General features: G+C 63.4%; 19 protein-coding genes. 7 read left to right on the plus strand and 12 right to left on the minus strand.

Going from position 1 to position 22368, the window contains the following annotated elements:
• Positions 1 to 28 precede the first annotated feature (28 nt).
• Both G7047_RS28825 and ftsY read right to left on the minus strand, forming a co-directional pair.
• Positions 29 to 604: a sugar dehydrogenase complex small subunit gene (locus G7047_RS28825; protein ID WP_166311704.1), complete on the minus strand. Its 576-nt coding sequence runs from the start codon at positions 602 to 604 to the stop codon at positions 29 to 31.
• 202 nt (positions 605 to 806) lie between these two features.
• Complete coding sequence (gene ftsY / locus G7047_RS28830; protein WP_166311705.1) at positions 807 to 1964, minus strand: signal recognition particle-docking protein FtsY; 1158 nt, start codon at positions 1962 to 1964, stop codon at positions 807 to 809.
• 29 nt (positions 1965 to 1993) lie between these two features.
• Between ftsY and G7047_RS28835 the strand changes: the two genes are divergently transcribed.
• The 3 genes from G7047_RS28835 (at position 1994) to rsmD (ending at position 5510) form a co-directional block, all read left to right on the plus strand.
• Positions 1994 to 3460 carry a pitrilysin family protein gene (locus tag G7047_RS28835; RefSeq protein ID WP_166311706.1) on the plus strand — a complete coding sequence of 489 codons (1467 nt, stop codon included), beginning with the start codon at positions 1994 to 1996 and terminating at the stop codon, positions 3458 to 3460.
• Between the two features lie 77 nt (positions 3461 to 3537).
• On the plus strand, positions 3538 to 4878 hold the full coding sequence (locus G7047_RS28840) for a pitrilysin family protein (protein WP_166312318.1): 1341 nt from the start codon (positions 3538 to 3540) through the stop codon (positions 4876 to 4878).
• Positions 4875 to 5510, plus strand: coding sequence for a 16S rRNA (guanine(966)-N(2))-methyltransferase RsmD (rsmD, locus tag G7047_RS28845; protein ID WP_166311707.1), 636 nt, complete (start codon positions 4875 to 4877; stop codon positions 5508 to 5510). The genes G7047_RS28840 and rsmD overlap by 4 nt, the downstream gene beginning before the upstream one ends.
• Positions 5511 to 5829: 319 nt before the next feature.
• Here rsmD and G7047_RS28850 read toward each other — a convergent pair whose 3' ends face one another.
• Genes G7047_RS28850 through G7047_RS28870 form a run of 5 tightly spaced genes read right to left on the minus strand, consistent with a single transcriptional unit; the run spans position 5830 to position 11328 of the window.
• Entirely contained in the window at positions 5830 to 7017 is a 1188-nt protein-coding gene (locus tag G7047_RS28850) for a lipid-transfer protein (protein ID WP_166311708.1), read from the minus strand.
• Entirely contained in the window at positions 7014 to 8579 is a 1566-nt protein-coding gene (locus G7047_RS28855) for an AMP-binding protein (RefSeq protein ID WP_166311709.1), read from the minus strand. Before G7047_RS28855 ends, G7047_RS28850 begins: the two co-directional genes overlap by 4 nt.
• 41 nt (positions 8580 to 8620) lie before the next feature.
• On the minus strand, positions 8621 to 9766 hold the full coding sequence (locus tag G7047_RS28860; RefSeq protein ID WP_166311710.1) for a DUF5938 domain-containing protein: 1146 nt from the start codon (positions 9764 to 9766) through the stop codon (positions 8621 to 8623).
• 25 nt (positions 9767 to 9791) lie between these two features.
• Positions 9792 to 10511, minus strand: coding sequence for an OmpW family protein (locus tag G7047_RS28865; RefSeq protein WP_166311711.1), 720 nt, complete (start codon positions 10509 to 10511; stop codon positions 9792 to 9794).
• A 13-nt stretch (positions 10512 to 10524) separates the two neighbouring features.
• The gene (locus tag G7047_RS28870) at positions 10525 to 11328 is read right to left on the minus strand and encodes an SDR family NAD(P)-dependent oxidoreductase (protein WP_166311712.1); all 804 of its coding nucleotides are present in this window, start codon (positions 11326 to 11328) and stop codon (positions 10525 to 10527) included.
• Between the two features lie 151 nt (positions 11329 to 11479).
• Between G7047_RS28870 and G7047_RS28875 the strand changes: the two genes are divergently transcribed.
• Complete coding sequence (locus G7047_RS28875) at positions 11480 to 12145, plus strand: TetR/AcrR family transcriptional regulator (RefSeq protein ID WP_166311713.1); 666 nt, start codon at positions 11480 to 11482, stop codon at positions 12143 to 12145.
• A gap of 556 nt (positions 12146 to 12701) precedes the next feature.
• Here G7047_RS28875 and G7047_RS28880 read toward each other — a convergent pair.
• Both G7047_RS28880 and G7047_RS28885 read right to left on the minus strand, forming a co-directional pair.
• The gene (locus G7047_RS28880) at positions 12702 to 14441 is read right to left on the minus strand and encodes an AMP-binding protein (RefSeq protein WP_166311714.1); all 1740 of its coding nucleotides are present in this window, start codon (positions 14439 to 14441) and stop codon (positions 12702 to 12704) included.
• 199 nt (positions 14442 to 14640) lie between these two features.
• On the minus strand, positions 14641 to 15594 hold the full coding sequence (locus G7047_RS28885; protein WP_240939306.1) for a LysR family transcriptional regulator: 954 nt from the start codon (positions 15592 to 15594) through the stop codon (positions 14641 to 14643).
• Positions 15595 to 15730: 136 nt separating this feature from the next.
• Between G7047_RS28885 and G7047_RS28890 the strand changes: the two genes are divergently transcribed.
• The gene (locus tag G7047_RS28890) at positions 15731 to 16708 is read left to right on the plus strand and encodes a DMT family transporter (protein ID WP_205904687.1); all 978 of its coding nucleotides are present in this window, start codon (positions 15731 to 15733) and stop codon (positions 16706 to 16708) included.
• Between the two features lie 64 nt (positions 16709 to 16772).
• The gene (coaD, locus tag G7047_RS28895; RefSeq protein ID WP_166311715.1) at positions 16773 to 17273 is read left to right on the plus strand and encodes a pantetheine-phosphate adenylyltransferase; all 501 of its coding nucleotides are present in this window, start codon (positions 16773 to 16775) and stop codon (positions 17271 to 17273) included.
• Between the two features lie 59 nt (positions 17274 to 17332).
• Here coaD and G7047_RS28900 read toward each other — a convergent pair whose 3' ends face one another.
• Complete coding sequence (locus G7047_RS28900; protein WP_240939307.1) at positions 17333 to 18316, minus strand: siderophore ABC transporter substrate-binding protein; 984 nt, start codon at positions 18314 to 18316, stop codon at positions 17333 to 17335.
• Between the two features lie 178 nt (positions 18317 to 18494).
• Between G7047_RS28900 and G7047_RS28905 the strand changes: the two genes are divergently transcribed.
• A complete protein-coding gene (locus tag G7047_RS28905; protein WP_166311716.1) occupies positions 18495 to 20759 on the plus strand; it encodes a FepA family TonB-dependent siderophore receptor in 2265 nt (754 codons plus the stop codon).
• On the opposite strand, the gene G7047_RS28910 is transcribed toward G7047_RS28905, so the two are convergent.
• Together G7047_RS28910 and G7047_RS28915 are read right to left on the minus strand one after the other, a co-directional pair.
• On the minus strand, positions 20732 to 21931 hold the full coding sequence (locus G7047_RS28910; protein ID WP_166311717.1) for a putative zinc-binding metallopeptidase: 1200 nt from the start codon (positions 21929 to 21931) through the stop codon (positions 20732 to 20734). The two genes, G7047_RS28905 and G7047_RS28910, sit on opposite strands and share 28 nt — an antisense overlap.
• A gap of 108 nt (positions 21932 to 22039) precedes the next feature.
• A complete protein-coding gene (locus tag G7047_RS28915; protein WP_166311718.1) occupies positions 22040 to 22357 on the minus strand; it encodes a BON domain-containing protein in 318 nt (105 codons plus the stop codon).
• Positions 22358 to 22368 lie beyond the last annotated feature (11 nt).

Here is a 22368-nt window from a genome sequence, read left to right on the forward strand (position 1 = left end):
CCGTGGTGTGTTGAGGGCATTTGAATGACTAGACTGCGGGCGGTTTCTGCGTCCACCACAGCGGACCATTCAGGCAGTAGGTGGGCACGGGCAGCGCGTCCTGCACGGTGCTGTACATCAGCGCCTCGCGGTAGGCCACCACCTGGGATTGTTTGGGGCCGACGACGGTGCCCGTATACCAGACCGCGTTGATCTCAAGCGCGTGATGCTTCAGACCAGCGAGTTCGGCGGCAGCGATCAAGGCGCGTGCATCCTGCGCGTCATTGGTGAGTTTCACCAGTTCGGCCACATGCGGCGCAAAGCTCGCCGACAGGCTGTTGCCCGCATTCAGAATGCGCCGCGCGGTGACGTGCGACAACTCGCTGTGCCCGGTGAGCTTGCGCGAGAAGTTGAGGAAGGAAATGACTTCGGCCGACGGGGCTGGAGTGGGCTCTTTGCTGCCCGGCGTCTGGGCGATGGCGGTGGGGAGCCATTGGCGGGCGGCAAGGAGGGCTGAGATGCCCGTAACGCTCAGCAGCACCTGCCTGCGTTGTAGAGACGGGCCGATGTGCGCGAGCGCTGAAATGCGGGACTTTTTTTGCTCTTGGCGTGACGTGGGTTGCATGACTGCTTCCTGTTTCCGAGCTCACTGGGAGCAGTCTGCCACGTTGATCTTTCAAGTTGAGAAGGATGCCTGTAAGCCGGAAGGACGTGCTGTCGTCAGCAAAGATGCGGGTTGGTGCGTCGAGACGAGCAAGGCGTTATCAACGCCCATGAAAAAGCCCTGCTCGAAGGCAGGGCTGATTCATGGGGGCGTTCGATCAGACTCAGGCCAATAGCGCCTGCGCAAACTCGCGTGCGTCAAAGGTCTCGAGGTCTTCGACCTTTTCGCCCACGCCGATGAAGTAGACCGGAATCGGCTTTTCCTGCGCGATGGCGGCCAGCACGCCGCCCTTGGCCGTGCCGTCGAGCTTGGTGACGATGAGGCCGGTGAGCTGCAGTGCGTCGTCGAATGCCTTGACCTGGTTGAGCGCGTTCTGGCCGGTGTTGCCGTCGATGACCAGCAGCACTTCGTGCGGGGCGCTCGCGTCGGCCTTGGTGACCACGCGCTTGATCTTCTTGAGTTCTTCCATCAGGTGCAACTGCGTGGGCAGGCGGCCAGCGGTGTCGACCAGCACCACGTCCTTGCCGCGTGCGCGGCCGGCGCTCACCGCATCGAAGCTCACGGCAGCCGGGTCGCCGCCGTCCTGGCTGACGATCTCGACCGTGTTGCGGGTGGCCCAGACGCCAAGCTGCTCGCGCGCCGCCGCGCGGAAGGTGTCGGCGGCAGCCAGCAGCACGCTTTCACCGTGATCGGCTAGGTGCTTGGTGAGCTTGCCGATCGACGTTGTCTTGCCCGCGCCATTCACGCCCGCGACCATGATCACGGTGGGTGTGTGCGTGCCGATGGCGAGCGGCTTCTCGAGCGGCTTGAGCAGGTCGGTCAGCGCGTCGGCCAGCAGCGCCTTCACGGCGGCGGGGTTGGTGGTCTTGGTGTCCTTCACGCGCTGCTTGAGATCGGCCAGCAGATGCTGCGTGGCCTTCACGCCGGTGTCGGCCATGAGCAGGGCGTCTTCGAGCTCTTCGTAGAGCGCATCGTCGATCTTCGTTCCGGTGAAAATCGTCGAGATGCTGTTGCCGGTTTTGCGCAGGCCCGTCTTGAGGCGGTCCATCCAGCCTTGGCGGTCGCCGGAGTCAGTCGTCGCCTCGGGCTTGGCCTGGGGTTCCTGGACTGTGGGTGGGTTGCCCAAATTGCCCGATGATGGCGGCTGGTTATCCGTTGCCGGGGGGGTATCCTTGCTGGCAAACGGATTGCGCAGCCAGCTCTTGGCGCCTGAAGCGGCCACCGGTTTGTCGGTGGTTTCGGGGGCAGGAGCGGGCGCTGAAGCGCTCGGGACGGGCGTTTCAGCGGGGTCTGAAGATTTTTTCTTGAAGAAACTGAACATTGTCGGGTACTTAGAATCCTATCCATTCTATGAAACAAGCCATTTCCATTCTTGGCCTGCTGGCCTGTGCGCATGTCGCGGCGTTTGCCGACACGTCCGCCAACCCTGCTTCCAACCAGCCTATGCCCGCCGCCGCGGCTGTGAAACCCGAAGCCACGACGGCCGATGGGGCGCAGCTGTTCACGCTGAAAAATGGCATGCAGTTGATCGTCAAACCTGACAAGCGCGCGCCCACGGCGGTGCACATGGTCTGGGTGCGCGTGGGCGCGATGGATGAGGTGGACGGCACGACGGGCGTGGCCCACGCATTGGAACACATGATGTTCAAGGGCACGGCGAAGATTGCACCGGGTCAGTTCTCCAAACGTGTGGCGGCGCTCGGCGGGCAGGAAAACGCCTTCACCACGCGCGACTACACCGGCTACTACCAGCAGATTCCATCGAGCCGCCTGAAGGACGTGATGGAGCTCGAATCCGACCGTTTCGCCAACAACCAGTGGCCCGACGAGGAGTTCAAGAAGGAGATCGAGGTCATCAAGGAAGAGCGCCGCATGCGCACCGAAGACCAGCCGCGCTCGGCGTTGTTCGAACAGTTGAACGCGGCGACCTTCATCGCGTCGCCGTACCGCCGCCCCGTGGTCGGCTGGATGAGCGATCTCGATTCGATGACGCCGCAGGACGTGCGCGATTTCCACAAGGCCTGGTATGTGCCGCAGAACGCCGCCGTGGTGGTGGCGGGCGATGTCGATATTGCCAAAGTGCTGGCGCTCGCCGAGCAGACCTACGGCCAGATTCCGCAGGGCGCCGTGCCTACGCGCAAGCCACGCACCGAGCCTGTGCAGAAGGGCATTCGCCGCATCGATTTCAAGGCGCCTGCCGATCAGGCCTTCATTGCAATGTCGTTCCGCGCGCCGAGCCTGCGCCGCGTGGACCAGCTCACCGACGAGGACCGCGATGCGCTCTCGCTGCTGATGCTCTCGGCGGTGCTCAGCGGCTATGACGGTGCACGCCTCGACCGCGCGCTCACCCAGGGTGCGGACCGCGTGGCCGACAGCGCGAGCAGCTCGGCCTCGATCATCGGACGCGGCCCGGGCAACTTCATCCTGACCGGCGTGCCCGCACCGGGCAAGACGGTCAAGCAGGTCGAAGACGCACTGCGCGCGCAGATCGCCCGCGTGGCCAAGGACGGCGTGAGCGAATCGGAACTGGCGCGCGTGAAGGCGCAGTGGACGGCATCGACCGTGTACGAGCGCGACTCGCTGTTTGGCCAGGCCAACGACCTTGGCGGCAACTGGGCGGAGAGCTTTCCGCTTGATGCCGACGACCAGATCCTCAAGCTGCTGCGCAATGTCACGCCGGACCATGTGAAGTCGGTGGCGCAGCGCTACTTTGGCGACGACCAGCTCAACGTCGGCACGCTGCTGCCCCAGCCCGTAGCACCGGGAGCCAAGCGCCCCGCCGTCCAGCAGGGCGCTGGCAGCGACCGCATGCATTGATTGATGGCCGCCCGACGGGCACATCCAGGAAACGGATTGAAGATATGTTGATGACGAAGAAAAAGAACTTCAGAAAAATGACCGTTCGCGCGGGCCTGCTGGGCGCGAGCATGGCGATGTTTGCGCATTCGGCATGGGCGCTGTTGCCCATCCAGCATTGGACCGAGGCCAACGGCGCACGCGTGTGGCTGGTGGAAAGCCCGGCGATTCCGATGGTCGATGTGCAGATCGATTTTGATGCCGGTGCGCGTCGCGATCCTGTGCCGCAGATCGGTCTGGCCAGCGCCGCAGCGGGCATGAGCTCCAAGGGCGTGCGCGCCGGAGCGGGCGGCAAGGAAGCGGCGCTCGATGAGAACGCGCTCGGCGAGGCCTGGGCTGATCTTGGCGCGAGCTTCGACGCGAGCGCCGAGCGCGACGCCTTTGTGTATTCGATGCGCTCGCTCACCGATTCTGAACTGCTGGCCAAGGCCACGAATCTGGCTGCGCGCCAGATCGGCGAGCCGAGCTTTCCGCAAAACGTCTGGCAGCGCGAGCGCTCGCGCTGGGAAGCCGGACTCAAGGAGGCCGCGACCAAGCCCGGCACCGTGGCGAGCAAGGCATTTGCGGCCGATGTCTACGGCAAGCATCCTTACGGATACCAGACCACAGCCGAATCGCTGCAGCGCATCAACGCGAGCGATCTGCAGGCGTTTCACAAGCGCTATGTGCAGACCTGCGGCGCGCGCGTGAGCATCGTCGGCGCGCTCGACAAGGCGCAGGCCCAGCGATTGGTGAACAAGCTGCTCTCGCGCCTGCCCGCCAAGACAGCGGGCGACTGCACCAAGCTGCCCGAGGTGCCGCCAGTGCAGCCGCTCACCAAGGCCACCGAGCAGAACATTGCCTTCCAATCCGCACAGGCGCACGTGGTCATCGGCCAGCCCGGCATCAAGCGCGACAACCCGGACTTTCTCGCGATTCTGGTGGGCAACCACATTCTGGGCGGTGGCGGCTTCACCTCTCGCCTGACGCAGGAGGTGCGCGAAAAGCGCGGCTTGAGCTACAGCGTGGGCAGCGGCTTCTCGCCGGGGCTGGATGCCGGCGCGTTCGTTGTCGGCCTGCAGACGCGGCCCGACCAGGCAGCGGAAGCGGTCAAGGTCTCACGCGACGTGGTCAAGCAATTTGTCGAGGAAGGTCCGACTGAGGAAGAGCTGCGCGCCGCCAAGGACAACCTGATCGGCGGTTTTGCGCTGCGCATCGACAGCAATCGCAAGCTGCTTGGCAACGTGGCGAATATCGCCTCGAACAACCTGCCGCTTGACTATCTGGATCACTGGACGGACCGCGTCGAGGCGCTCAGCGCCAAGGACATCCGTGACGCATTCCAGCGCATGGTGCAACCGGACCGCATGGTCACTGTGGTGGTAGGAGGAAAACAATGAGACCGCGTTCAACCATGCTGAGTGAAGCAGCGAAGAAAAAGGCAGCCGCCGCAAAAAAACCAACACCTGCTGCTGCGCGTGGCGCAGGCGAGGTGCGCATCGTGGGCGGCCAGTGGAAGCGCACCCGCCTGCCGGTGATCGACCGTCCGGGCCTGCGTCCCACGCCTGACCGCGTGCGAGAGACCTTGTTCAACTGGTTGGGGCAGGACCTCACGGGCTGGCAATGCATGGATGTGTTTTCGGGGACAGGCGCGCTCGGCTTCGAGGCTGCATCGCGCGGTGCGACCCAAGTGCTGATGAACGAGGCTGACATGGGACTGGTCACGCAGCTCAAGAGCATTGCGGCCAAGCTCAAGGCGGACAACGTCCGCGTATTGCGGGGGGACGGGGTGGCTGCGATCAAGCAGTGTGCTTCGGGCAGCATGCATTTGGTGTTGTTGGATCCACCGTTTGAAAGTGCTTTGTTCAAGCCTGCGTTGGAGGCGGCTGCCAAGGCTGTGGCCGTTGATGGGTTTGTTTATTTGGAGGCTCCTCGGGAGTGGGGTGAAGAAGAGGTTCTTTCTTTTGGGTTGGAGCGGTTTCGCTTTTTGAAGGCGGGGGCTGTTTACGCGCATCTTTTGCGTCGCGTTTGATTTTTGGCCTCTGCTGTTTGGTTGAGGGTGGGGGCTGGGAGTTCCGCCCGGCGGCGGAGTCACCTTTTGCTTGCGCGCAAAAGGTAACCCAAAACGCGCTTTTCAATACCCGCGGCAGAACTCGCTTTGCGCTTCGCGCGCCGCTCGGACAACCGCCGCGAGTTCCGCCGGATGACTTTCAAGCGCGTTTTTGATTACTTTTTGCGCGCAAGCAAAAAGTGATTGCCCCGCCGGGGGGGCAGTCCCGGCCTCCGTAAGCAACGCCCCAGCAGAAGCAAGAAAAGTCAGCTCAACAAAACCGGGGAGAGGGTAGCCACCCTCAACCAGCTTGTTGGTACATAGTCACCACACAAGCCCCACCCAATCCCAGATTGTGCTGAAGCCCAACCCGCGCCTCCGGAACTTGCCGCTCCCCCGCGCTACCTCGCAGCTGATGCGTAAGCTCATAACACTGCGCCAATCCAGTAGCCCCAAGAGGATGCCCCTTGGATAGCAAGCCACCCGAAGGATTGGTCACCACCCGCCCGCCAAAGGTGTTGTCCCCCGCATCGACAAACGCGGTCGCGCCGCCTTCGGGACAAAGGCCCAGAGCTTCATAACTGATCACCTCGTTTTGAGCAAAACAGTCGTGCAGCTCCACGACATTCACATCTCGTGGATCGACGGATGCCTGTTCGTAGACCTGCCGGGCGGCTTCCTTGGACAGGCTGTAGCCGACGACGTTCATCATGTCGTTGGCCTGCAGGCTTGCCGGGGTGTCGGTGGTCATGGCCTGTGCCGTTATGCGCACGTCCGTTCGCAGTCCGTGCTTGCGTGCAAAGGACTCCGACACCAGCACGGCCGCCGCCGCGCCGCAAGTGGGTGGGCAGGCCATGAGGCGGGTGAGGACGCCGGGCCAGAGCATCGGGGCGTTCATCACGTCTTCAGTGCTGAGTTCCTTGCGCAAGAGCGCGAGCGGGTTGCGGGCGGCGTGGCGGCTGGCTTTGGCTCTTACCTTGGCGAAGGTTTCCAGCGGTGTGCCGTAGCGGTCCATGTGGGCCTTGCCTGCGCCGCCGAAGTAGCGCAGCGCCAAGGGCAACTCGGGCATGCCGACGAGTGCTTCGGCCTTGCGGTCGAAGGCGTCAAAAGGGCTTGGGCGATCATCGAACACAGTGCCCAATGCGCCGGGTTTCATCTGTTCGAAGCCAAGCGCGAGCACGCATTCGGCCGCGCCCGATGTGATCGCTTGGCGTGCGAGGAACAGGGCGGTCGAGCCGGTGGAGCAGTTGTTGTTGACGTTGAAGACGGGGATGCCGGTCATGCCCACGTCGTAGAGCGCACGCTGGCCTGCGGTGGAGTCGCCGTAGACATAGCCCGCGTAGGCCTGTTGCAGTGCGCTGTAGGCGATGCCGGCGTCGGCAAGTGCCTGACGCGTGGCCTCGGCGGCCATGACGGGGTAGGGCTCGTTCGAGCCGGGTTTGGTGAAGGCGATCATGCCTACACCGGCCACGCAGACTGCTGTGCTCATTCCTTGTTCTCCATGGCGTTGTTTTCTTTCTGACGTTGCAGCAGCGTGCTGCGGATGTCGCGCTTCAATACCTTGCCCACTTTGGAGCGTGGCAGATCTTGCCAGATGTCGATCTGCTTGGGAGCCTTCACGCTGCCGATCAGCGCCTTCACGAAGGCCTGGACCTCGGTGGCGTCGGGGGATTTGCCGGCGTGCGGCTGGATCACTGCGACGACGCGTTCGCCCCATTTGTCGTCGGGCAGGCCGATGACCGCGCACTCGTGCACCTCGGGGTGCTGCAGCAGGGCCTGTTCGACCTCGACGGAATAGACGTTGAAACCGCCTGTGATGATCATGTCCTTGGCGCGGTCGACGATGTGCAGATAGCCGTCGGGCGCGATGTAGCCGACGTCGCCCGTGTGGTGCCAGCCATGCGCACTGGCCTCGGCGGTGGCGGCGGGGTTCTGGTAGTAGCCCATCATCACGAGCGAGCTGCGCACGACGATCTCGCCCGTTTCGCCAGCGGCAAGCAGTTGGCCGTCGGGGCTCATGGTGGCCACCTGCACCAACGGGCCGGGTTTGCCTGCAGACGTGAGGCGCTCGCGCGCGATGCTGCCGTCCGCGTGGAAGTGGTCCTTCGGCTTCATCATCGAGATCATCATCGGTGCCTCGGTCTGACCGAAAAGCTGGGCCATGACGGGGCCGATTTTCACCAGAGCCTCTTCGAGCCGCGCGGCCGAGATCGGCGCTGCGCCATACCAGAAGCATTGCAGCGAATCGAGCCGCGTGGTGGCCAGGTTCTCGTGCGCGAGCAGCATATAGATCAGCGTTGGCGGCAGGAAGGTATGGGTGACGCGGTGGCGCTCGATCTGCGCGAGGAAGTCGGCGATGTCCGGCTTTGGCATGACGACGATGCGACCGCCATGCGCCATGATCGGAAAGCACAGCACGCCCGCCGCATGCGTGAGCGGCGCGAGCGCGAGATATACCGGTCGGCCCTCGAATGGATAACCCATGAGCGTGAGCGCAGTCATGGTCTCGAGATTCGTTCCCGACAGCATCACCCCCTTGGGCTGGCCCGTGGTGCCTCCGGTGCCCGCGATCATCGCGAGGTCATCGACGGGCTGCACGTGCAGAGGTGAGTCGCTCACATCGGCAAGCCATTCATCGAGCGATTGTGCAGACGGCAGCGTGCGATCAAGGCACACCCACAGTCGTACCTTAGGCAACTGCGTGCGCATCTGCTCGACCATAGCTGCGTAGTTGCTGTGGAAGATCAGACACTCGCAGTCGAAGGCATCGAGCACATGGCGATTCTCGCTCGCCTCGTTGCGTGGGTTGATGGGGCACCACACGGCCGCAGCGCGCGAGATGCCGAACACGCAGGCGAAGGCTGTGGCATCGTTGCCCGACAGCACGGCCACCTTGCTGCCTGGCGCGATGCCCGCGGCTTGCAGGCCGCGCCCCACGCGGTGGCTGATGCGCTGGACCTGCTCATAGCTCAGCAGTGTGTTGCCCATGATGAGGCAGGGATCGCCGGGGCCAAGCTGCGCGCCCTTGTCGAGGTAGTCAATCAAGCGCATGGTGGTGTGCTCCTTGCTGTGGTCTGGATGCAAGCACGCTCTTAGTGCTGCACCGTGAGGATCGGCGGCTGCACCAGGCCAAACGAACGCAGCGCGCCGAGCAGCTCGTGATGTCCGAATGCCTGGCAGCCCGAGGCGAAGCCCACGCGCTTGGGCGGTTGCTGCAGCAGCCACGATGCAGCGAAGGCGTTGAGCAGGCCGGTTTGCTTGTAGTTGCAGTTGCCGAAGATGACGCAGTGCGCGCGACCGAGAGGGCCGGAGGCATGGACCGAATCGACGGACTTGTTGATGCGCGGATTCTCGCGCGGTGGCATCACGTTCATCACGCCCGCAGCGGTCTGCGCGAGGGCGTTGTAGCGGTCCTCGGCGTTCATGTCCTTGGTGGCCTCTAGCGCCGCTTCCACGATCTTCGGAACGCCGAGCATCAGCGGCTTGTTGAACACGCCGCCGAGCACCTTCACAGTGGCCACGCGCGGGTCGCGCTTGAACCACACGGGATGCGAGGTGCCGCCCCAGGGCAGAGCCAGCGCCACTTCGTGCTGGCCGGGAATCGCGAGCTGGTAGAGGCCCGCGTCGGGTTGCCATTCCTTGTATTGGTTCTGATCGAGATAGAAGGCCTTGGAGGTGGCCGCGTTCACCAGAATGGTCTGGGTGGACGCGATCGTGGGGCTGCCGCCCCAGAACACGGCGATGTCGAGTGTGTCGAGGCCCGGCGTTTCGAGTGCGAGCTGCGCTGCGATTTCTCCGGTGGTGTACATCTGCGCGAGGCCGGGCGAGAGCAGCAGGCCCTTGGCGGCGAAGCGCGGACCGTATTCCTCATCGAGCGTGATCAGCCAGTCCTGTTCGCCGGTAGTGTCGGTGTAGTGGCAGCCGGTGTTGAGACAGGCCTGCACGACCTCGGGGCCGAACTTGGCGAACGGGCCGACGGTGTTGATCACAACGGAGGCACCGCGGAACAGCGCGGTCAGCGCCTCGGTGGTGTGCGCGACTTCCTCGACTTCGAAGTCGGCGGTTTCGATACCGGGGACGTTGGCCTTCATCGCGGCGTCCAGCTTGTCTTTGCTGCGGCCTGCCGCGATGAATGGGATGCCGTATTCGCGTAGATATTCGCAGACGAGGCGGCCGGTGTAGCCGCTCGCGCCGTAGACGACAACGGGCTTCTTGCCCTTGGTGGTGGCGTTGTTCATGGTATGTGATTCCTGGTGAGAGATTTCAGAAGCGGTAGCCCACGGTGAACGAGACCACGTCGGGATCGGCGCGCACTTTGATTCGGCGTTCGATGTCGCCGACACCGGGTGTGCTGGTGGTGATCTTTGCGGTGGTCTTGATCCAGTAGCGGCTGTACGAAAGATCGAGAAACCAGTTCTGGTCCATGTTCCATGTGGCGCCGATCTTCACGATGGGGCCGAGGTTGGACGAGAACTTGGCGCGGCTGCTGGTGCCGCCGAAGCCCGCGTTGTAGGTGCTGTTGGGCGCACCGTCGGTGAAGAAGGTGTAGTGCAGACCGGCACCCGCGTGCAGTGCGAAGTTGGGTGTGGCGTCCCAGGTGTAGGTGCCCATCACGGCGGGAAACCACGCGCGCACGGATCCGATCTTGCCCATGGGTGAGGCAACGCCGTCGCCATACAGGCTGAGGATCGGCGGCAGGCCGCCCTGCAACGTCACGGACCATGGCCCGGCGATGCGGCGGTCCAGTACAAAGGCAGCCACCGTCTTGTTGCCGACATCGGTCTTGATGCCGTCGGGGGTCGTTCCTGCAGGCCCCCACATATTGCCCGCATCGACGTTGAACATGGCGCGCGCGGCACCGAGTTGCACCGAGTTCAGCGGAGCTTCGGCGTGGGTGAGGGCGCCCGCGCCCATCAGAAGACAGCCAAGCGCTATGCGCTGAACGGAGCGATGGTGTGAAAAAAATCCGGAGTGTTGTTGCATAGGTGTCTCCGTTTTACATGCCCATGCCGCCGTCTACCGGCAGACCTGCGCCAGTGACAAAGCGCGAGGCGTCGCTGCAAAGAAAGACCACGGCATCCGCCATGTCGCCGACTTCGCCGAGGCGGCCGAGCGGGGTCTGGTCGATCACCGCGCCGATGGCCGCTTCGGCGGAAGGGAAGAGCCCTGCGGTGACTACGTCGGCTGCAAGCTTCTGGCCCATGGCGGTGGGCACGAGGCCTGGATAGATGCAATTGACGCGTACGCCGTAGCCGAGCTTGCCGGACTCCATCGCACCGACGCGCGTGAGTCGGTCGACGGCAGACTTGGTGGCGGAGTAGCCCGCGATGCCCGGAAACGCGATGGTTGCCGCGACCGAGGAGATATTGACCACCGCGCCGCCCTTGCCCGCAGCGCCACCGGGCCGCATGGCGCGGAAGGCGTGCTTCATGCCGAGCGCGGTGCCGACCACGTTCACGTCGAGCATGCGCCGCAGGTCGGCGGGATCGAGATCGGCAATGAGCGAGGTGATCTCCACGCCCGCGTTGTTGACGAGCAGATCGAAGCCTCCGAGTGCCTCGATGGTGGCGTCAACCGCCTTGGCCCATTGAGCGTCGTCGGTCACGTCGAGCCGGACGAATTCGGCCTTTGCCCCCTTGGCGGTGAGTGCGCTCGCGGTAGCACGCCCAGTGTCCTCCATCACGTCGGCAATCAGCACCGATGCGCCGGCCGCCGCCAGAGCCTCTGCAGTCGCGGCACCGATTCCGCGCGCGCCACCAGTCACCAGGGCTTTGCGGCCCTGCAAATCATGAGCTTTCACATTTGTCTCCTTGGATTATTTGGACACTTGTCAAGAAGTGCGGATTCAATGTAATTTGGAATTTGGACAATCGTCAAGAAAAATTTGGACGGTTGTCAAAAATAATCTGGACAAGTGTCTAAAGTTCAATGAAAGCCCTACAATCCGCGACATGCCTGCCATTTCAAGAGCCCGTGACGACAAGTTCAACGAACGCCGCGCCGAACTCGGCCAGGCGACGCTGCAGACCTTGGCGTCACTTGGATACGCGCGCACCAGCCTGCGTGAGATCGCCCAGAACTCGCCGTATTCGCACGGTGTGCTGCACTACTATTTCTCAGACAAGGTGGACCTGATCCTGTGCAGCGTGCGTCAGTACAAGTCGGTGTGTGTGACGCGTTATGACCAGGTTACGGCCGACGCGACGAGCTATGCGGAGCTGCTCGAGCGCTTCTGCGACAAGATGGCCGAAACCCTGCGCGAGGAAACGGCGATGCACCGCCTCTGGTATGACCTGCGCTCGCAGGCCATGTTCGAGGTGGCGCTGCGCGAGGATGTGCTGGCCATCGACAAGAGCCTCGAGCTGATGATCTGGCGCGTGCTCAGTCGGTTTGCCGAGCTGGCCGATGCGCCGGTGCGGGCTTCAAGCGAAGTGGCCTATGCCATGTTCGATGGGGTGTTTCAGCATGCGCTGCAGAAGTATTTGCTTGGCGATCAAGGGGCGCTTGTGGATTTGCAGGCTAGTACCAGTCTGCTGGTCAAGCAGTTGATTGAGGAGCCGGTTGCTTTGGCTGTTCCGGCTCGGAAGAAGCGGTCTTCGCGCAAGGCTGTTGTTTGATTTTTTGTGGTTCTGCTGGGGTGTTGCTGACGGAGGCCGGGACTGCCCCCGGCGGGGCAATCACTTTTTGCTTGCGCGCAAAAGGTAACCCAAAACGCGCTTGGAATACCTCCGGCGGAACTCGCGGCGTTCCTTCGTCACTCTGCTCGGACAACCGCCGGAAATTAGTTGTGAAAGAGGTGTGTTCGGCACGTCGCTGCGCTCGTGCCGGGGTGTTTGCATAGCTGCGTTGTGGTTCGGATGCCCACTGCGCTTTTGAGCGTGTGATGCTGAAACGCCAGCACGTAAATCGCACACCTCCCGCATACCCACATCTCGCGAAGTCGCGAGATGTGCGCCACGAGCGAAGCGATGTGCCGAACATTCCTCTTATGAAATATCTAGCTCGCGGCGGCTGCCCGAACGGAGCGACACAGTCGCGAAGTGAGTTCTGCCGCGGGTATTGAAAGCGCGTTTTGGGTTACCTTTTGCGCGCAAGCAAAAGGTGACTCCGCCGCCGGGCGGAACTCCCGGCCTCCGCCCTCAACCAAACAACAGAAGCAAGCAAGAAAGAAAGTCACCCCTTCAAAGCAGGAAAGTCTTCCTCAAAAAACTCGTACTCCCCTCGAGCAGCGGCCTGCACCTTCATCACCTCATCCTTGCGCAACTGCACGCGCCGGATCTTCCCGGAGATCGTCTTCGGCAACTCCGTGACGAATTCGATCCGCCGCACACGCTTGTACGGCGCAAGCCGCGAACGAGCGAACGCAAAAATCTCCTCCGCGAGCTCGCGGCTAGGGTGCGTGCCAGTGGTGAGGATCAGATACGCCTTGGGCACGGCGAGGCGCACCGGATCGGGGCTTGGAACGATGGCGACTTCGGCGACCGATTCGTGTTCCATCAAGGCGCTTTCCAACTCGAACGGGCTGATGCGGTAGTCGCTCGCCTTGAACACGTCGTCGGCGCGGCCCACAAAAGTGATGTAGCCGTCGGCATCGCGCTCGGCCGTGTCGCCCGTGTGGTAGTAGCCCTCGCGCATAACCTGCGCGGTTTTCTCAGGGCTGTCTTCGTAGCAGACCATCAGGCCGGTGGGGCGTGGCGAGAGGCGCAGCGAGACTTCTCCCTCGTTGCTTTCCTTATCGTCCACGTCGAGCAGCACTACGTCGTAGCCGGGCAGCGGTCGGCCCATGGAGCCGGGTTTGAGCGGCTGGCCGGGCGTGTTGCCGATCTGGGCGCAGGTCTCGGTCTGGCCGAAGCCGTCGCGCAGTGTGAGGCCCCAGGCGTCACGCACCTGATCGATGATCTCGGGGTTCAGCGGCTCGCCTGCGCCGATCACTTCGCGCAGGGTGAGGCGCTCGCGCCACTGGCTTAGGTCTTCCTGAATCATCATGCGCCACACGGTGGGGGGCGCGCAGAGGCTGGTCACCTGGTGGTCCTGCATGCTTTGCAGCAGGGCCTTGGCGGAGAAGCGCGCGTAGTTGTAGATGAAGATGGTCGCGCCCGCGATCCACGGAGCGAAGAAGCAGCTCCACGCATGCTTGGCCCAGCCGGGCGAGCTGATGTTCAGGTGCACGCCGCCGGGTTGCAGGCCGATCCAGTACATGGTCGAGAGATGGCCGACGGGGTAGCTCTGATGGGTGTGCAGCACGAGCTTGGGCTTGGAGGTGGTGCCGCTCGTGAAGTACAAGAGCAGCGGATCGTTAGCGAGCGTGCGTCCTTCGGGCGTGAAGACGGACGCGTGCTCTGCCGCATCGGCAAAAGCGTGCCAGCCGGTCTGGCGTGTGCCTACACTGATACGCGTGTATTCGCCCGCGAGTTGGCTGAACTTGTCAGTATGCGCACTCGCCACGACGACATGGCGCACCTGACCTCGATCGAGTCGGTCCTGCAGATCGTCGGCGGTGAGCAGCATGGTCGCAGGGATCATCACCGCGCCGAGCTTGATGCAGGCGAGCATCAGCTCCCACAGCGCTAGCTCGTTGCCGAGCATGAGCAACACGCGGTCACCGCGCTTCACGCCAAGGCCACGCAGCCAGTTGGCGACTTGTGAAGAGCGCTCGCTCATCTCGGCAAAACTGCGGCGCGTTTGGCTGCCGTCCTCTTCGACGATGTGCAGCGCCGTCGCCTCGTTGCCGCGCGCCATGTGGTCGAAGTAGTCGAGCGCCCAGTTGAATTCGCCGAGCACGGGCCAACGGAATTCCTGGTAGGCGCGGTCGTAGTCGGTACGGTGCCGCTGCAAAAAATCGCGCGCGGCGATGAAGGCGTCGCGCGATTCTTCGGGGCTGATGTGGGGTGTCGCAGTGCTGGGAGCGGACATGGTGGCTTGTCTCCTTGTGGGTGTTCTGGAAGGTCCGGTGTCTTCGGCGCAAGCGCGGGACATGTCTTGAATGTAGAGCGGTTGCGCGCATCGACGAGGTACGGTTCCCGCAACGCTGGTAGCAATTTGCGCCAGAAATCGGGCGACATGACGCACCGACCAAGCCGCGATTGTCGAGCGCGCGGCGCGTGCCTGTCTGTCAGCGGGGCGCGGCTTTGGCGTGCTGCAACAGAAAGTCCAGCATCGCCCGCAGCTTGGGCGGAATGCGCGGGCCGGGTGCATGCACGGCGTAAGCCATGCGCGGCGCGTAGCTGCCGGTGAGCTGCCAGTGTGGCAGCACCTGCACGAGCTGCCCGGCCGCGATGGCGGGTTCGGCGACGAAATCCACGACCAGTCCCACGCCGGTCTGCGCATCGGCGCGCAGCGCCTGCAGCAGACCGAGGCTGCTTGCGATGGTGAGCGGAGTGTTGAGTCGTACCTTCACGGGCGGCGGCGCGACGGAAGCGTCGGCCGCATCGGCGGGCGTGAACTCCACGAGGTTCTGGAACGCCCCATAGCCCAACGTCATGCAGCGATGCGCGGCGAGATCGGCGGGTGATTTCGGCACGGTGTGTGTCTTGAAATAGTCGGGATGCGCAACGAGCAGATAGCGCACCTCGCGCAATGGATGCGCCACCAGCGACTGCGGCAAGGCCTCGTGCGTGGTGATGCGGATCGCCAGATCGATGCCCTGCGCTTGCAGGTCGACCATCGCGTCACTCATGCCGAGCTGCACATGCACCTCGGGCCATTGGCTGCAGAACTGCGGCAGCAGCGGCGCAAGCCACAGATCGCCGAAGACCACCGGCGCGCTGATGCGCAGCACGCCCTGCGGCTGCTGGCGATGGGCGGCGGCCAGCGAGACGGCTTCCTCCGCGTTCTGCAGCATGTGCCGGCAGGCCGCGTGCACTTCCGCGCCCACCTCGGTCAGCGAAAGCGCGCGCGTCGTGCGGTGCAGCAGCTTGACGCCGAGGCGCAGCTCGAGCCGCCCGACGCTGCGGCTCACAGCCGAGGTCGTCAGGCCCAGCTCGCGTGCGGCGGCTGCAAAGCCGCTGCGTTCCACGACATGGGCAAAAACCTCCAGATCGGCCAGCGGCAGGGCGTCGTAGTTCATGGATGGGCAGCGGGTTTCACTGTTGAAGTGGAGTCAACAAATCTTTGCTTGTGACAGTCATTGTTGATTCTGAGGATCTGCGACATCATCCAGCAAAACCAGAGCGCTGCCAATGGCGGCGGCACGAAAGAAGCACATGACCAGCTCCTCCACCTCCACGATCAACGCGCAAATGACCGCGTCGTCGCCCCACACGCTTTCAAGCGGTAAAAGCGGCGGCGTATGGCGCATGGCACTCGCGATGGCGCTGTCCGGCACCATCGGGCTGTTCGTGATCGAAAGCGGCCTACCGGTGGAGTTGGTCGTGCTATCGCGCTGCGTGATCGGCTCGCTGGCGCTCGCGCTGTGGATCACCGCGCGCCGCGAGTGGGTTGCGCTATCGCGCGTCGATCTGGTCTGGATGGCAGTGGGTGGCGTGGCGCTGGTCATCAACTGGGTGGCGCTGTTCCATGCCTATGCGTTTGCGGGCATCGGCATCGCGACAGTGGTCTATCACGTGCAGCCGTTCTTTCTGGTGCTGGTGTCGGCGCTGGGTGGCGAAGTTATCGGCTGGCGCCGCGTGCCATACATGGTGCTGGCGCTGGCGGGCGTGGTGCTCAGCAGTGGGGTAGTGCACGAGATGCAGCTTGCCAACACCGCCGCGTCGCATGGACAGAGTGTGGTTCAAGGCGTGCTGCTGAGCCTGCTGGCCGCAGCGCTCTACACGCTGACCGTGGTGGCCACACGGCGCGTCAAGCAGGTGCCGCCCGCACAGACCGCCATGCTGCAGATGACGGCGGGGGGCGTGGTGCTGGCGCTCTGGGCACTGCCCATGCTGCTCGGCGGCGCGGCCCTGCGCTCGGCTTCGGTGCCGCTCGTGCAGACGCTGGCGTGCGTCGCCACGCTGGGGCTGGTGCACACGGCGCTGATGTACGTGATCATGTATGGCGCGTTCCAGCGACTGGGCGCGGCGGCGATTGCAATCCTGAGCTTCATTTACCCGGCCATCGCGCTGACGGTGGACCTGCTGTGGTTTGGCATCCGGCCCGATGCCTGGCAATGGCTGGGCATTGCGATGATCGCAGCGGCGATTGCGGGATATCGCATCAGCGAGCTGCGCGCGGCCAAAGCCTGAAAGCATGAGCTGGTTTTTGATGCTGCAGTGCGATGCATAATGCGCCCGAAGGAGATTCACAGCCATGGCGCAAAACGTGCTTGCCATCTATCCAGGAACATTCGACCCGATCACGCTCGGGCATGAGGACATCGTGCGTCGCGCGTCCCAGTTGTTCGACCGTGTGATCGTCGCGGTGGCGGCGGGGCATCACAAGAAGACGATGTTCAATCTGGAGGAGCGCATCGCCATGGTGACCGAAGCCTGCAGCCCGTATCCACAGGTGAAGGTGGAGAGTTTCGATGGACTGATGCGCGACTTCGTCGTCGCGCGCGGTGGCAAGGCGATGGTGCGTGGTCTGCGCGCGGTGACGGATTTCGATTACGAATTTCAGCTCGCGGGCATGAACCGTCACCTGATGCCCGAAGTGGAAACCGTGTTTCTTACGCCGGGCGACAAGTACCAGTTCATCAGCAGCACCTTCGTGCGCGAGATCGCCACGCTGGGCGGAGAGGTCGACAAGTTCGTCTCGGCCAATGTGCAGCAGCGGCTCAACGAAAAGCTCGCACTGACGAAGAAGCCCTGAGCAACTGACGCTCACGGCGGCATGAAACCGAACAGACCCGACCGGGTCTGTTTTCAATTTCAGGCGGCGCCGTTGGCTGTCAGCGCGTTGCGGATCTGGCGCACGTTCTGGATCATCGCGGTCGGCGCGGCGCTGCCCATGAGGTACCAGCCCTTGGGGTCGAGGAAGACGACCTGGCCGCGCTTACCCGCGGTGGTCGCGCGGATGGTGGCGTTGTCGAACACCTTCTCGGAGGAGATCGCGGCACCGCCACCGGCCGCCGAGCCGGTGGCCGCGTTGCGATCGATGACGTAGAGCCAGTCGGGGTCGATGCGCGCGATGTCCTCCATGGTGAAGGGCTGTCCGCGTGCGGGCACCTTGTCCGCCGCAAGGGCGGGCTGCACGCCAAGCACGTCATACAGCAGACCGAAGCGCGTGCCCGGTGCCTGCGGGCTGAGCTTGTCGTTGATCGCCAGCACCAGCAGGCCTCGACCGGCCTTGGCGGTGATCGGCTTGAGCGCGGCGGTGTCGCCCAGCACCTGTTTCATCAACTGCTCGCCATGTGCCTGTTTTTCGTAGAGCGCTGCCAGCGTCTGCACGTTGCGGCCCATGTCTTCCAGCAGATGCGTGCCGCGCGTGCTCATGTCGAGCGTGGGGGCGATGCGCGCGAGCGTCTCGCTGCGCGCGGCGGAGCGGCCGCCGACGAGGATCAGGTCGGGGCGGATGCGGCTCAGCGCGTCGAAATCGGGCTCGAACAGGCTGCCTGCGACAGGGTAACGGGTCTGGTCGCCAAACCCCTGCAGGTATTGCGGAAAGGCAGCGCGCGGCACGCCTGCCACGGGCAGTTGCAGGCTCTGCAAGATGTCCAGCGAGGCGAGGTCATAGGCCACAACTCGGCGTGGATTCGCGGCGAGGCGGGCGTTTCCTTTGGCGTGGCGGACATCGATGGAGCCAGTGGTGGACTGCGCCCGGGCCAGACCGTGGAACGTCGCCGTACCAAGGGCTGCCGCGAAGGTGAGGGCGGTGCGGCGGGTCAGTTGTGGGTGCATCGAAAGCGGTGGCATCTGGGGGGCTCCTGGAACAAAAAAATCAAAACAAACGGTTCTCTTTTTTTAGTCTTGCGCACAAGTCCATCAAGTTGACAAATAACTTGTCGTTGGCGGTGGCTTTCGTTGACACAAGATTCCTGCAAAGTTGTAATAAGAATTAATTCTATTTGCATTTGAATTTCAGAAGGACAACATGCCCATTTCGCACCGCCACACCCTGTTTGCCCTGAGCGCCATCGCTTTCGGCATCCATGGACTGGCCCAGGCCCAGACATCCGCCCAGCCGGCGCAGGCCGCCGCTGCCGAAACCGCCGCCAGCGTGGTGCTGCCCGAGACCACCGTGCGCGCCACCGCCGAGCAGGAGCTCAAGCAGGCGTTGGGCGTGTCGATCATCACGCAGGAGGATCTGCAGGAGCGCCCGCCTGCTAACGACCTCTCCGAGCTGATCCGCACCATGCCCGGCGTGAATCTCACGGGCAACTCGTCGTCTGGCCAGTTCGGCAACAGCCGCCAGATCGACCTGCGCGGCATGGGCCCTGAGAACACGATGATCATGATCGACGGCAAGCCCGTGCAGTCGCGCAATGCCTCAAAGATGGGCCGCACCGGCGAGCGCGATACGCGTGGCGATTCCAACTGGGTACCGGTCGAGGCCATCGAGAGCATCGAGGTCATCCGAGGTCCGGCGGCCGCGCGCTACGGCTCGGGCGCTGCGGGGGGCGTGGTCAACATCATCACCAAGAAGCCGACCGACAAGCTCGCCGGTTCGGTCACTGTCTACGCCAACAAGCCCGAGCATTCGGAAGAGGGCGACACCAAGCGCGCCAGCTTCAACTTGTCGGGTCCGGTGGCCGAGAACCTGTCGTTCCGTCTGTTCGGCAACATTGCCAAGACCGCCGCCGACGACACCTCGCTCAACAGCCATGTCTCCGATCTGGCGCTGGCCCCCGCTGGCCGCGAAGGTGTGCGCAACCGCGATCTGAACGCCTTGCTGCGCTGGGACCTGACGCCTCAGCAGGCGCTGGAGTTCGAAGCCGGGACCAGCCGCCAGGGCAACATCTACGCGGGTGAGCGCCTGATGAACAGCGACACCAATGCCGCCAACATGCAGGCATTGCTTGGTCAGGAAACCAATATCACCCACCGCAACACCGTGGGCCTCACGCACCGTGGCAAGTGGGACTGGGGCACGTCACGCCTTGTCTTCCAGTCGGAAAACACGCGCCGCTCGCAGTACCCCGTGGGTCTGGCCGGTGGTCCCGAAGGCTCGATCACCTCGACCGACGCGGCCAACATGGTCACCTCCAAGCTCGCCAACTATTTTCTGAACGGCGAGGTGAACACACCGATCAACATCGGTGGCCAGCGCCACATGCTCACTTCGGGCTTTGAGTACCGCAACGAGAAGCTCAATGACCCGGGCGCGAACGCGCAGTCATCGACCAGCAGCGGCGGCGACGACATCTCGGGCCTCACCGGAAGCGGAACGCGCAGCGGGAAGTCCGATGCGCAGACCTGGGCCTTTTATGTGGAGGACAACTTCGAGCCGATCAAGAATCTGATCTTCACGCCAGGCCTGCGTTTCGATCACCACAGCCAGGCGGGCAGCAACTGGAGCCCGAGTATCAACGCGACCTATCACCTGACGGATCAATGGTCCGTCAAGGGGGGCGTGGCGCGCGCGTTCAAGGCACCGAATCTCTACCAGACCAACGTCAACTACCTGTACTACACGCGCGGTCAGGGCTGTCCCATCAGCTCGCCCAACATGGGTGGCGGCTGCTACATCCGCGGCAATCCGGATCTGAAGGCTGAGACCAGCGTCAACAAGGAACTGGGTCTGGCGTTCAGCAGCGGCGAAGGTCTGGACGCGAGCCTGACCTACTTCCAGAACGACTACAAGAACAAGATCTACGCGGAGATGAACGACGGCACTTCGACCGTGGTCGGCACCACGCAGGTGTTCCAGTGGATGAACGCGAGCCGCGCCGTGGTGCGGGGCTTCGAAGGCAATCTGACGCTGCCGCTGATCGGCAACCGTGGCGACACTCTCAAGTGGACCAACAACTTCACCTACATGATGAAGAACCACAACAAGGACAACAACCAGCCCTTGTCGGTGATTCCCAAGTACACGGTGAATTCGACGCTGGACTGGCGCGTGACACCGGTCTGGTCCACGCAGCTGTTCGCCACGTTCTACGGCCGTCAGGAGCCACGCACCGTCAATACCGGGGGATCGGCCGCCACAGGTGATTCACTGACGGAGCTGGGCTCTTACGCCACCTTCGGCCTCGGCGCGCAGTACCAGATCAAGCGCGAGTTCTCGGTCAACTTCGGTGTGAACAACATCGGCGACAAGCGCCTGTTCCGCACGGCGTCGAACTCCGCAGGTGGAGCCGCGACCTACAACGAGCCGGGCCGCACTTACTACGTGTCGCTCACCGGCAAGTTCTGAGTGCCTTGAGTGGATGCCATCTGGGCGGCGCTGGCGATACGCCGCTCGGAGATCACCTCGTGCACGAAGCGCATCTTCTCCTGCGCCCGGGCACTCAACGCGAATGGATAGGCATCAATCTGCCCGAGGCTGCGCGTGAGGCTGTTGAGCAAAAGCGTGGTCGGCACCAGCGCCGACAGCATGCTGCCAAACGGAGGCGGCGGCATGATGAACGGATCGATCATCGTGAAGTGCTGATCGCCGAGCGGGCTCGGCACGTTGATCTGCGTGTCGAAGCTCTTGGCGGTCTCCAGCAGATCGACCAGATGCAGGTAGTGGGCCCAGGTTTCGGCCCAGTCCTCCCACGGATGGGCTGTGGCATAGGCGCTCACATGCGTGTCGCGCCACGAGATATCGGGCATGGGCGAGCGTGCGTAGTAGTTCTGCAGCGATTGCGCGTAGTCCAGCCGCTCGTCGCCGAACAACGCGCGAAATTCTTCGAGGCGATTTGGCTGGCCGCGCGCGATCAGTGCATCCCAGAAATAGTGGCCGATCTCGTGGCGTAGATGGCCGAGCAGCGTGCGGTACGGCTCCTGAAAGGCCATACGGCGTCGCACACGTTCGTCGTCATCGGCTTCCGCCACGTTCAGTGTGATCACGCCAGAGGCGTGTCCCGTCAGCACCGGTGTGGTACCGGGGATGTCGGCCAGAAATTCAAAGATAGGTCCGGACTCGCCGGGCAACTGGTCCAGACCGAGGCGTATGTCAATGTAGTACAGGCGCCGCTTGGCCGATTCGATGAGGCCCCAGCGGCGCACGTTCTGCGGGTCCGACAGATCGGGCAACACGCGGGTGTATTGACACGCGCGGCAGAGCGCGTCGGCGGGCGTGCCGGGAGTATGGATCAGTGCGAGATTGCAGGTGCCGTAGCGCGTGCGGTTGGCGCACATCTGGTAGCGCAGATAGGGTGCTTCGGATTCGCTGACGCCTGCGTTTGATGTGTTCTCATGCGTTGTCTGCAGGCCGGGTCGCGGCAGGCGTCGCTCGAACAATCCGCTGCCATCGCTGCTCTGGATCAGAGCGACCATGTCTACATGCTCGCGCACGAACGCCAGCGTGTTGCCGCAATGCACGCATTGGAAGCTTTCAAAGAACACGAGGAAGCCGCAGTGGCCGCAGTGGAATAGGCGCATGGTGGGACATTGTGCCGTGAGTGGTGGAAATTATCAGTACGCCGGAAACGACAACGCCACAGCCCCTGCAGGGTTGTGGCGTTGTCGGATCAGCAGGCGGTGCGAGAGTTATGGACGCACAACGATGCTGTTGCGCACTTCGCGAACGCCCTTGGAGCTGCGGGCGATGGATTCGGCGCGGTCCTTTTCGGCCTGCGACTTGGCGAAGCCGGAGAGCTGCACCGTGCCGTTGAGCGTTTCCACGCTGATGGAGGTGGCTGCCACGGTTTTGTCCTCTGCGAACTTGGCCTTCACGGCGGTGGTGATGCCGGCATCATCCACATACGAGCCGACGGTCTGCTGGTCACGCGCGACCGAGCAGCCGGTCGCGGTGATGATGGTCACGCCCGCCATGGCGGCAAAAGTGAGTGCTCGAACATATTTCATGGTGGACTCCC

Origin of the sequence: Diaphorobacter sp. HDW4A (genome assembly GCF_011305995.1) — a bacterium.
Taxonomy (GTDB): Bacteria; Pseudomonadota; Gammaproteobacteria; order Burkholderiales; family Burkholderiaceae_C; genus Diaphorobacter_A.

Coding starts and splice junctions, on each gene's coding strand:
- G7047_RS28825 (WP_166311704.1), bottom strand. CDS start 604: ATGCAACCCACGTCACGCCAAGAGCAAAAAAAGTCCCGCATTTCAGCG.
- ftsY (WP_166311705.1), bottom strand. CDS start 1,964: ATGTTCAGTTTCTTCAAGAAAAAATCTTCAGACCCCGCTGAAACGCCC.
- G7047_RS28835 (WP_166311706.1), top strand. CDS start 1,994: ATGAAACAAGCCATTTCCATTCTTGGCCTGCTGGCCTGTGCGCATGTC.
- G7047_RS28840 (WP_166312318.1), top strand. CDS start 3,538: ATGACCGTTCGCGCGGGCCTGCTGGGCGCGAGCATGGCGATGTTTGCG.
- rsmD (WP_166311707.1), top strand. CDS start 4,875: ATGAGACCGCGTTCAACCATGCTGAGTGAAGCAGCGAAGAAAAAGGCA.
- G7047_RS28850 (WP_166311708.1), bottom strand. CDS start 7,017: ATGAGCACAGCAGTCTGCGTGGCCGGTGTAGGCATGATCGCCTTCACC.
- G7047_RS28855 (WP_166311709.1), bottom strand. CDS start 8,579: ATGCGCTTGATTGACTACCTCGACAAGGGCGCGCAGCTTGGCCCCGGC.
- G7047_RS28860 (WP_166311710.1), bottom strand. CDS start 9,766: ATGAACAACGCCACCACCAAGGGCAAGAAGCCCGTTGTCGTCTACGGC.
- G7047_RS28865 (WP_166311711.1), bottom strand. CDS start 10,511: ATGCAACAACACTCCGGATTTTTTTCACACCATCGCTCCGTTCAGCGC.
- G7047_RS28875 (WP_166311713.1), top strand. CDS start 11,480: ATGCCTGCCATTTCAAGAGCCCGTGACGACAAGTTCAACGAACGCCGC.
- G7047_RS28880 (WP_166311714.1), bottom strand. CDS start 14,441: ATGTCCGCTCCCAGCACTGCGACACCCCACATCAGCCCCGAAGAATCG.
- G7047_RS28885 (WP_240939306.1), bottom strand. CDS start 15,594: ATGAACTACGACGCCCTGCCGCTGGCCGATCTGGAGGTTTTTGCCCAT.
- G7047_RS28890 (WP_205904687.1), top strand. CDS start 15,731: ATGACCAGCTCCTCCACCTCCACGATCAACGCGCAAATGACCGCGTCG.
- coaD (WP_166311715.1), top strand. CDS start 16,773: ATGGCGCAAAACGTGCTTGCCATCTATCCAGGAACATTCGACCCGATC.
- G7047_RS28900 (WP_240939307.1), bottom strand. CDS start 18,316: ATGCCACCGCTTTCGATGCACCCACAACTGACCCGCCGCACCGCCCTC.
- G7047_RS28905 (WP_166311716.1), top strand. CDS start 18,495: ATGCCCATTTCGCACCGCCACACCCTGTTTGCCCTGAGCGCCATCGCT.
- G7047_RS28910 (WP_166311717.1), bottom strand. CDS start 21,931: ATGCGCCTATTCCACTGCGGCCACTGCGGCTTCCTCGTGTTCTTTGAA.
- G7047_RS28915 (WP_166311718.1), bottom strand. CDS start 22,357: ATGAAATATGTTCGAGCACTCACTTTTGCCGCCATGGCGGGCGTGACC.